We start from the raw sequence: 10101 nt of genomic DNA, 5'->3' as shown, positions 1-10101 counted from the left end.
GTATTTGATTTTGAGGATGAAGAATTAGAGGAAATTATAGCAGCACTTAAAGAAAGGATAAAAGATAGAGACATTATTATAAGACAACACGATTTAACTGAATCATCACAGATAACTGAAGATGAAATTTTAAAATACAAGCAATCAAGATACTTATGTAGAACAATAATCAATAAAATTAATGAAATAGTTGAAAGGGGAGTAAACAATGTGGATTAGAAGCCAAAGTAGAAAAGAACTAATAGATGTAACTTCACTTGAGGTAGTAGGTAATACAATTATGTGCAGAAATTGGACCTTAGGAAAATATGAAACAGAAGAAAGAGCTATGGAAGTTTTAGATGAAATACAAGAACAGCTGACTCAATGTGTAGGAGTATCAAATATGAGGGAGATAGCAAATTATGAGATGGAAAGCTTTCAAAGCTATTCTGTGTTTCAAATGCCAGAAAAATAAGGAGGTCAAATAAATGTCTAAATGTTTTGCAGATGATGGAACTATATGTACAGCTTTGAAAGTAAAAGAATGTAGAGGTTGTGCTTTCTTTAAAACAACTGAACAGAAACGTAAAGATGATGAAAGAACTAAGAAAAGATTAGATTCTTTAAAAGATAAGACTGTAAATATCTATTTTTAAAGAGGTGATTATGTGATAGATGAAGTCATTAAAGAAGCAGCTAAGATTATGAGGGAAAATCCATCAATGAAATTTTATGAAGCATTAGTTGAAGCAAAGAAGCTTTTGAAAGAAAAAAGCTCTCAGGGACTGCCATCCCAAAAGAGCAATTAGAAAAACATTTATTTATATCATTATATCAGATTGGAGGAAAAATATACATGGAAACTGAAAAGAAATTAAAATACATGCTAGATGAAATTGTAGAATTAAATGACATTATTAAGAAAGGCAAAGAAGCTATGGAAAAAAGGAATAGATTGAGAAAAGAAGTGTCGAATCTTATGGGAAATTATATGGAGGTAGTAAATGAATTGTCCTAAATGTAATAGAAAAATAGATATAAAGAAAAATCAAATTGTGGATTGTAGGTGTGGAGCTAAACTATTGGCCACATTAGTTAAAGGGAAATTAGAAATATTTGATTTAAGAAAGGATAGTAAGTAGATGGAAGATAATTTATTAGTAAAAGAAACCTGGAAAATAGAAAATGATAATGATGCAGAGTGGTTAATTGAAAAATACAATGAAGATTTGATAGAAAAAGCTAGATATAGGATGTCATTAGAGAATAAAGTTAAGGATCTGATGGACAAACTAAATAAATTAGATGAGGAAGAAAAATATGCTATAGAAAAAAGAAATTCATATTTAATAGAATACTTTGAATCCATTGACGATAAGTTCAAGAAAAAAACTAAGACTCAAGAAAAGTATAGACTTCCTTCAGGTGAGATTATAAAGAAATATCCTAATCCTGAATATAAGAGAGATAATGATAGATTGTTATCCTGGATACAAAAAAACAAACTAGATGATTATGTAGAGATAAAACAATCTCCTAAGTGGGGAGAACTTAAAAAAGTAACTAAAATTGTAAATGGACAAGTAGTTACTGAGGATGGAGAAATAGTTGAAGGGGTTGAAGTAATAGAAAAACCACCGGTAATGGAGTTTAAGGAGGTATGAAATACTATCTAATATTTATATGGGATTATGATGTATATGTGCATGAACATGATACTAAAGAAAATGCAATTAAGGATTATGAAAGATATAAGTATTCTGAATGTAAAGTTATATTAGCAAAAGGTAAGGAGCTCAATTGGGAGGTATAAGATGATTAAAATAGATGAAAAAGTTGATTTATCGAAAAAGGTATTAGAAATAGATATTGAAAGTCCAATATTTAATACCATGCTTCATGATCTAAATTTACAAATCAAAAGAGTTATAGAAAAAGTTTATGATGAGGAATTTGAAGTTGGAGAAATATCCTTGAAACTCAAGTTATCTATTAATGAGGATTATAAGACTTACCCTAAAGATGATGGATATGGAGGATTTACAGAAGAATCATACAGATATAGAAAACCTTATTTTGAACACCAAGTATCAACAACTCTAAAGAAACAATATAAACAAGAGGGAGTATATACCGAAGAAAAAGAAGTTAAATTTAAAGACGGCCAATACTATGTAGTTCCAATAATAGAACCACAGACTAGTTTATTTGATTAGGAGGTATAAGTATGGTTTTACAAATTACAAAAGCAACTGACATAAAGACATCTAAAGGTACTTACTTAATTTATGCACCACCAGGAATGGGAAAGACATCAAGTTTAAAATATCTTCCAGGTAAGACTCTTGTTTTAGATATAGATAGGACAACCAAGGTTCTTAAAGGTTGTAAAAATATAGATATAGCAGAAGTAGATAATATTAATACCTGGGGACATTGGGAAAAACTTGTTGTGGATCTGTACGAAAACTACAGAGGAAAATATGACAATATTGCAGTTGATAATGTTTCAGAATTAGAAAGATGTATATTATCTGATTTAGGTAGACAAGGAAAAAATAAAGGTGTTCCAGCTCAAGGAGACTACCAATATATGCAGTTTAAATTGGTAAATTCACTTAGATATATGAAGAATCTTGATTGCAATATTATTTGGACAGCCTGGGAAACTACGGATTTATATCAGGATGCAAATGGACAACAATTTAATAGAGCCTTCCCTCAGATTAACGGAAAAATTTTAAATAATGTACTTGGACTATGTGATGTGGTTGGAAGGCTTCTCATTAATTCAGAAGGTGAAAGAGGATTTATGTTATCAGCTACCAATTCCACATATGCTAAAAATCAGTTAGATGATAGAAAAGGTTGTCTACAGTCAGAGTTAATTTTGGTAGGTGATGCAGTTGCGACAACTAAGGCCGTATCAAATACAACTGATAAATGAAACTAGACAAGCTTATTTGCAGGGATATAAAAGTCCCTGCATAGTTTCCCCTTGTGGGAGTGGAAAATCTGTAATGATAGCTGAAATTGCCAAGAAAACCATCTTAAAGAAAAATAGAGTTTTATTCTTAGTTCATAGGAAGGAACTTAAAGAACAGATAGCAGATACATTCAATTGGTGGGGAGTAAATACAGATTATGTAGAAATAGGTATGGTCCAAACAATAGTTAGAAGACTAGAAAAGACTATCATACCAAATCTTATCATAACTGATGAAAATCACCACTCATTGGCAAGTAGCTATAGGAAAATTTATAATTACTTTCCTAGTGCTAGACGAGTAGGTTTTACAGCTACTCCTGTAAGGTTAAATGGTGGAGGATTGGGAGATGTAAATGATGTGTTGATTGAAGGCCCTACGGTTACAGAGTTAATTGAATGGGGGAACTTAGCACCATTTAAATATTATGCTCCTGAAATAATTGATACTTCTAAATTGAAAATTAGAAGAGGGGAATATGTAGCCAGTGATATAGAAGATTTATTTCAAAGTAAGGCTATTTGGGGTGATGTAGTAAAACACTATAAAAAATTATCAGATGGTAAACAGGCTATATGCTATTGTTCTAGCATTAAACAATCAAAGAGAATGGCAAAGGAATTTAATGATAATGGAATAGTGGCCAAGCATATTGATGGCGAAACTCCAAAGGCTGAAAGAGAGGCTGCAATAGAATATTTTAGACAAGGTAATATTATGATCCTATGTAATGTAGATTTAATTTCAGAAGGATTTGACGTTCCAGATTGTAATACTGCAATACTACTTAGGCCTACACAATCCCTCTCCTTATACATTCAACAGGCAATGCGACCTATGAGATATAAGGAAGGCAAGACAGCCATAATAATCGACCATGTAGGGAATGTAGGTAGATTTGGTACACCTGATATGAAAAGAGATTGGACCTTAGAGCCAAAGAAAGGATCTAATACTACAGTTAAGGAAGAAAATCCAGTAAAGCAATGTATGGAATGTTTTTATACCGTAAAGAGAAATACAACAGTATGTCCTGAATGCGGATATGAATTTAAAGCAGAGGAAAAAGAAGTTGAGCAAGTAGAAAGTGAGTTAGTAGAGGTAGGCTTATTTCAAGGATTTACTACTGATTATAGGGAACCTAAGGACTGTAAGAATATGGGGGAGTTATATCAGTTAGCCAAAAACAAAGGATACAAACCAGGATGGGCCTACTATCAAGGAAAATTAATGGGATTTATTAAATAGGAGGTTTAAGTAGTGTATGAAGATATTGTAAAAGCAAGAGAAGCATTAGATGAATTAATAAAATTAAAAAACACTGGCAATATCATTAATGTTGATGACTATATTGATAGTTTAGATGAAAAAAACATATAAACATGTGTTACGAATGGTTACTTACGGTAGTTATAAAGATTTTATAAATGAGGAGGAATAATAAATGTTTACAATAAATCATGATGAAGCAATGGATACGAGTGTAATAGAAGAAGGAATTTATGAGGTATTGGTGGTAAAGGCTTTTGAAGATGTATCAAAAAATGGATCTATATTTATAAATTTACACTTAGTAGTTAGAAATGATGTAGACCAGAAATACAAAAATAAATATATATTCGCTAGTATTTGGCAGAACAAAGAGACAGGACAGTATCATTCAGGAATGATAAATACAGTTGCAAAGTCCTTAAAAATAGAAAATGGAAAGAGATTTAATAGTTTACAGGAGCTATTAGATGATTTTCTTAATAAAACTGCTAGGGTTACGGTTAAACATGAGGAATATAATGGAAAAACTTATGAAAGAGTACAGTCATGGGAACCGAGTAGATTTAATACATGTAATCATGTGTTCAAAGAAAGTCAAAATACAGGTACAGGAATCAGTGGATTCTATCCAGTGGATAATGATGATATACCATTTTAATATAGGGGAGATTTTTCTCCCCTTTTGCATAAAGGAAGTGATGACTATTGTATGAGAATATACCTCAAGAATTAAAAAAATTGAAACAGTGGGTTTGTTGGAAATTTGAAGAGAGAAACGGAAGAAAAACAAAGACTCCTATAAATGCTAAAACAGGCGGATATGCACAATCTAATAATCAAGCTACATGGGTTGATTTTGATACAGCAGTTAAAGTATCTAAGAATTTTTCAGGTATTGGATTTATGCTAGGAAATGGGATATTTGGAATAGACCTAGACAATATGGATGATGAAATAGAAAAGTATAAAAATAGTGATGAAGATAATATTATATCTGAATTTATACATGGATTAGGTAGTTATGCAGAGTACTCTCCAAGTGGAAAAGGAATCCATATCATATGTAAAGGAAAGCTCCCTCCAGGAGGAAGGAGAAAAGGAAACTTTGAATTTTATGAAAACGGTAGATTCTTTACAGTTACAGGAGATATAGCAAGTGAATATATAGAAGTCATAGATTGTACTGAGACTGTTAAATATCTACATGGTAAATATATAGGTACTCCAATGGTTACTCAAAATAGAGAAACCAATAATATCGGAGATTTAAATCTAGATGAGCAACAGATAATAGATATAGCTTTAAAATCTAAGCAAGGACAGGCGTTTAATACTTTATATCAAGGGTTTTGGGAAGGATTATATCCTAGCCAATCAGAAGCGGATTTAGCCTTTGCAAATATGCTCGCTTTCTGGACTGGCAGAGATAAATTTAAGATGGATTCTATATTTAGAAAATCAGGACTATTTAGACCTAAGTGGGATTCTAGACGAGGAGAACGGACTTATGGAGATTATGTATTGGATGCAGCTATTAGAGATTGCAGAGAAGTTTTTACACCAGGACATGGCGTAGAAGATTATGGAGTTGTTATTTTAGATAAAGAAATTAAAAAATATGCTTTTGATGATACCGGTAATGCTGATAGATTCGTTGATAAGTTTAGGAATAGAGCAAGATATAGCTATATAGATAGAGGATGGTATTTCTATAATGGTCGAAAATGGGAATTTGATAATTTGGGACATGTTAAAGGTCTTACTGAAGATGTCATTAATGATATGAAGTTAGAACTCGCATATTGTAAAGATGAAGAAGAGGAAAAAGCTTTCTTTAAGCATCTTAAATATACCAGAAACAATAGAGGAAAAACCAATATGATGAAGGAATCAGAGCATAGATTATCAATTTTACCTAGTGAGTTTGATAAAGATAAAGATGTTTTTAATGTTATGAACGGAGTAATTAGTTTAAGAGACGGAAAATTATATAACCATGACTATGAGAGATATCTAAGTAAAATGAGCTATGTAGAATATACAGATAAAATTGATACTCCAATGTGGATAGAGTTTTTAAATCAGATATTTGGAAATGACCAAGAACTTATAGGCTATATCCAAAAGGCAGTAGGGTATTCCATGTCAGGATCTACAAAGGAACAATGTGTATTTTTCTGCTATGGAAATGGTAGAAATGGAAAGTCTACATTCTTAGATATTATATCAGAAATTATGGGGGACTATGCTACTAATATACAGCCAGAGACTATTATGGTCAATAGACAAACTGGAGGAGCAAATTCAGATATAGCAAGACTAAAAGGAGCCAGATTTGTAACTACAGTAGAACCGAACCAGGGAGCAAGAATCAACGAAGGACTATTAAAGCAATTAACTGGTGGAGATACAGTTACAGCTAGACATTTATATGGCCGAGAATTTGAATTTGAAGCAGAATTTAAGCTCTGGATGGCAACTAATCATAAACCTATTATCAGGGGCAGGGATTTAGGTATTTGGAGAAGGATGCACTTAATCCCTTTCACTGTAGAAATTCCAGATGACAAGGTAGATAAGAATCTTAAATATAAATTAAAGAAAGAACTTACTGGAATTCTAAATTGGGTAGTTGAAGGCTGTATCAAATGGCAGAGAGAGGGATTAGAAATTCCTAAGGCAGTGGAGGAAGCAGTTAAGGAATATAAATCTGAGATGGATGTTATTTCAGCCTTCTTAGAGGATTGTACCGTTCAAGGACCAGGAGAAGTAAAAGCCAGTGAATTGTATAAAGCTTATTCAGAATGGGCAGAGCAGAATGGAGAATATAAGATGTCAAATACTATGTTTGGTAAAGAAGTAGGGTTGAGATTTGAGAAGAGAAAAGCCAGAGGAGTCAATGTCTATGAAGGAATTAGGTTATCAGCTGAACATGAAGAATACCAATTAAGAGGAAGATTATTCAATAATTAGGGGAGGGTTAGGGAGAGTTTACCTCGAATTCCATAAACTTTTATATATAATTTTCTCCTATGGGACTTTATATATAAACCTTCCAACTATCCCTATGTATCCCTAAGTAAGTAAAATACTATATTATATATAAATATAAAATATTATGTAAACTATATTATGTAAACTAAAGGAGTGAATTTTAATGAAACATAGAAGATTATCCCAAAATTTTAAACTACCTAATTATTTATCAGAAAAACAAAGAAAAGATATTATATTAGCAATAAAAAAAGGAACTCCCATTATTATAAGTGGCAATCAAGGATCAACTGGTAAAACTACATTAGCAAATATATTAAAAGAAAACGATATTACCGCTTATGAAGAATGGGAGTGTTTAGAAATTGAACTTAAAAATAAGTTGGATTAAGGGGGATAAATATGAGAGAGATTAAGTTTAGAGGAAAAAGAATTGATAATGGTGAATGGGTTTATGGTTGCCTAACAAGATACTCAAGAGAAATGAGTTATATAACAGTAGATTTAATTGAAAATGAAGTGTATGAAGTATATACAGATACAGTGGGAGAATATATAGGATTAAGAGAAATGGAGATATACGAAGGTGATATTGCAAGGTGCTATGGAGGGGAATACTGGCAAGGCACTTGGGAGTTTAACGTTGTAATAGAAATAGATTCGATATTAAACCCAAGAGTTTTGATGCATTTATCTGAGAGTGAAAACTTAAAAATTATCGGAAATATTCATGACAATCCAGAGTTGGTGCAGATATGAGAGAAAAAGATATTCAAAATGAAATTAGACTTGCTTTAAATCCATATGCAGTAGTTTTTAGGATTAATGTCGGCACCTTTATGAGTGAAACGGGACAATTTGTATCAACAGGTGTACCAAGAGGTTTTTCAGATTTATTTGGAGTAAGAAAATCAGATGGTAAAGCTTTTTTTATAGAGGTTAAGAATGAAAAGGGAAGGACTTCTAAGTATCAAGATAATTTCTTAGAGCAGATGAGAAAGAATAATGCTATCGTGGGGGTGGCAAGATCAGGTGAGGAAGCAGTTAGAATCATTAAAGAAGGAATATAATATTGCAATTGCTAGATTTCATAAAATGGAAAAATGGTGTGATACTGCAACTATTGAAGACCAGGAGAAAAATTATAAACACATTGTTGATGTTATTAATACCTGCAATAGATTACTGAATGAAATTAAGAAATATGATGAGTTTGTAACTGATAATGAAATATTGAACGGATTTAAATTACTGTCAAGTTAAATATGAGTATTTTACAGATATTAGAGAATCAATGAAAGTTGCCAGCAAGTTAAAGGAGCTGATGTAGTTGTTTAGTTATAACGTAGCAGAGGCAATACCTTATAAAAGTTTTAAAGAAATGATAAATATAGTGAAAGAAGAATTAGCTAAAGATAGATATATTGAAGTTTGGGACAAGTTTATTTATTCAGCGGAGAAATGGGAGGAGAATAGTAAGGTGGTGTAATTATTGTTAGATGAAAGAATCAATAAGATGATTGAAGATAATATAAGATTAGTACCTTATATAGTTCATAAAAGTTTTAAAACCGATATTGCAATAGATTCTAGTTTATTAGATGAATATATAAGTGTTGGTAATTTAGCACTTATAGATGCATGTAAAAACTTTGATGAAAGTAAAGGCTTTCAATTTGCCACTTATGCAACTTCTGTAATTTGGGGAGCTATACAGAAATTCAGAAGAGACAAAAGAAAAGTTATAAGACTTCCACGTAGACTTCATAAGGCAGGAACGGAATATTTTAGAGGAATTAATGAAAATAAGGATATTGATACAGTTTGTGAAGAGACGGGAATCTCCAGAAAAGATATTGAGGAATACTTAGCAACTAAAGACATAGTTAATTTGGATACCCCTATAGAGGATTCGGAAGGTTGTAGTTTTACCAGATTAGATATGTTAGCAGATGAGTGCAATATAGAAGAAACTATAATAGAAAATATGAAATATAAAGAAAAGATGGAAATCTTAGAAAAAATCCTTAGTGATAAAGAACTTAAAATTGTAAAATTAGTTGAGTTGGGAATATATAGACATAAGGATTTAGCTAAGGAAACGAATTTAAGTCAATCCTATATTAGTAGAATTCTTAAGAGATTAACTGAAATGGTTGGACCAGCTGTTGAAGAATACCATTCAGGAAAAATATCGTGGAATGAACTTTGTAAAAAATTGAATATCAAAGAAAAGAGGGAAACTCAAATGCCTAGCGATGTGTTTTTCGATTCAATATGTATTGCATTAAAAAATAAATTCAAGAGTGTGGATACTGAGATTACAAAAACAACAATAATTGAGAAGCTGAGGGAACTAGGAATTAATGAAAATTCTTTAACTGAAAATCAAATAGATAAGCTATTAAATGAATTGGAGGTTTTGAATGTGAGAAAATTTGAAAAAGAAATAAATGAATTGTGCGAATGGTTAATAGATAATCCAGGAGAGCAACTTAATATGGCTGAAGAGTTAAAAGAACTTGGAATGTCAAAAAGTAGTATTAGTTACTACAGAGGAACTATTAGAGATAAGATAGTTGAAAGATTAAAAGAACAGGGATTAGACATTAGAGAAATTCCTTTTGGAAAAGGAACAAGATTAGTATTATATCCAAGCAAACAATCTGTAGAGATAAAAGAAGAATCTGTAATAGCTGCAGAGGAAACTGAAAAACCATCAGATAATATATTATTTGATATTGAGGATATGCCACTTAAAGATTATAACTTAGAATTTGCAAAGGCATTACAAAAATCTTTATCAATGCTTACTACCCTTGGGAAATCAGCAGTATTAGATATTAAAGTAAGAGAGGTTAGTTAA

At 31.4% G+C, this 10101-nt stretch carries 19 protein-coding genes; all 19 read left to right on the top strand.

Going from position 1 to position 10101, the window contains the following annotated elements:
• On the top strand, positions 1–219 hold a 219-nt coding region (locus BUB33_RS16170; protein ID WP_159429215.1), incomplete at its 5' end, for a hypothetical protein.
• Positions 209–457 (top strand): hypothetical protein, encoded by a 249-nt coding sequence (locus tag BUB33_RS14360; RefSeq protein ID WP_072975635.1) that lies wholly within the window; start codon positions 209–211, stop codon positions 455–457. The genes BUB33_RS16170 and BUB33_RS14360, both read left to right, overlap by 11 nt.
• 13 nt (positions 458–470) lie before the next feature.
• Positions 471–638 (top strand): hypothetical protein, encoded by a 168-nt coding sequence (locus BUB33_RS16165; protein ID WP_159429214.1) that lies wholly within the window; start codon positions 471–473, stop codon positions 636–638.
• Between the two features lie 12 nt (positions 639–650).
• Positions 651–791, top strand: coding sequence for a hypothetical protein (locus BUB33_RS16160; RefSeq protein ID WP_159429213.1), 141 nt, complete (start codon positions 651–653; stop codon positions 789–791).
• Between the two features lie 47 nt (positions 792–838).
• The gene (locus tag BUB33_RS16155; protein WP_159429212.1) at positions 839–1000 is read left to right on the top strand and encodes a hypothetical protein; all 162 of its coding nucleotides are present in this window, start codon (positions 839–841) and stop codon (positions 998–1000) included.
• Positions 987–1124, top strand: a complete 138-nt coding sequence (locus BUB33_RS16150; protein ID WP_159429211.1) for a hypothetical protein — start codon at positions 987–989, stop codon at positions 1122–1124. Before BUB33_RS16155 ends, BUB33_RS16150 begins: the two co-directional genes overlap by 14 nt.
• A complete protein-coding gene (locus tag BUB33_RS14355) occupies positions 1125–1646 on the top strand; it encodes a host-nuclease inhibitor Gam family protein (RefSeq protein ID WP_072977718.1) in 522 nt (173 codons plus the stop codon).
• Positions 1643–1795: a hypothetical protein gene (locus BUB33_RS16145; protein WP_159429210.1), complete on the top strand. Its 153-nt coding sequence runs from the start codon at positions 1643–1645 to the stop codon at positions 1793–1795. Before BUB33_RS14355 ends, BUB33_RS16145 begins: the two co-directional genes overlap by 4 nt.
• A 1-nt stretch (position 1796) precedes the next feature.
• The gene (locus BUB33_RS14350) at positions 1797–2198 is read left to right on the top strand and encodes a hypothetical protein (protein ID WP_072977716.1); all 402 of its coding nucleotides are present in this window, start codon (positions 1797–1799) and stop codon (positions 2196–2198) included.
• 11 nt (positions 2199–2209) lie between these two features.
• Entirely contained in the window at positions 2210–2929 is a 720-nt protein-coding gene (locus BUB33_RS14345) for an AAA family ATPase (protein ID WP_072977714.1), read from the top strand.
• Positions 2883–4217, top strand: a complete 1335-nt coding sequence (locus BUB33_RS14340) for a DEAD/DEAH box helicase (protein ID WP_072977712.1) — start codon at positions 2883–2885, stop codon at positions 4215–4217. Before BUB33_RS14345 ends, BUB33_RS14340 begins: the two co-directional genes overlap by 47 nt.
• A 196-nt stretch (positions 4218–4413) precedes the next feature.
• Complete coding sequence (locus BUB33_RS14335) at positions 4414–4899, top strand: DUF669 domain-containing protein (protein ID WP_072977710.1); 486 nt, start codon at positions 4414–4416, stop codon at positions 4897–4899.
• A 47-nt stretch (positions 4900–4946) separates the two neighbouring features.
• Complete coding sequence (locus BUB33_RS14330) at positions 4947–7214, top strand: phage/plasmid primase, P4 family (RefSeq protein WP_072977708.1); 2268 nt, start codon at positions 4947–4949, stop codon at positions 7212–7214.
• A 184-nt stretch (positions 7215–7398) separates the two neighbouring features.
• Positions 7399–7626, top strand: a complete 228-nt coding sequence (locus BUB33_RS14325; RefSeq protein WP_072977706.1) for a hypothetical protein — start codon at positions 7399–7401, stop codon at positions 7624–7626.
• A gap of 11 nt (positions 7627–7637) precedes the next feature.
• On the top strand, positions 7638–7994 hold the full coding sequence (locus BUB33_RS14320; protein ID WP_072977704.1) for a YopX family protein: 357 nt from the start codon (positions 7638–7640) through the stop codon (positions 7992–7994).
• Positions 7991–8305, top strand: coding sequence for a VRR-NUC domain-containing protein (locus tag BUB33_RS14315; RefSeq protein ID WP_072977702.1), 315 nt, complete (start codon positions 7991–7993; stop codon positions 8303–8305). The genes BUB33_RS14320 and BUB33_RS14315 overlap by 4 nt, the downstream gene beginning before the upstream one ends.
• Positions 8268–8498, top strand: coding sequence for a hypothetical protein (locus BUB33_RS14310; RefSeq protein WP_072977700.1), 231 nt, complete (start codon positions 8268–8270; stop codon positions 8496–8498). The genes BUB33_RS14315 and BUB33_RS14310 overlap by 38 nt, the downstream gene beginning before the upstream one ends.
• A gap of 67 nt (positions 8499–8565) precedes the next feature.
• Positions 8566–8724, top strand: a complete 159-nt coding sequence (locus tag BUB33_RS16140; protein ID WP_159429209.1) for a hypothetical protein — start codon at positions 8566–8568, stop codon at positions 8722–8724.
• Between the two features lie 3 nt (positions 8725–8727).
• On the top strand, positions 8728–10101 hold the full coding sequence (locus BUB33_RS14305) for a sigma-70 family RNA polymerase sigma factor (protein WP_072977697.1): 1374 nt from the start codon (positions 8728–8730) through the stop codon (positions 10099–10101).

It is taken from the genome of Tissierella praeacuta DSM 18095, from assembly GCF_900128955.1.
Classification (GTDB): Bacteria; Bacillota; Clostridia; order Tissierellales; family Tissierellaceae; genus Tissierella; species Tissierella praeacuta.
Note: the sequence above shows the minus strand (reverse complement) of the source record. Positions and strands in the feature narration are given on the sequence as shown.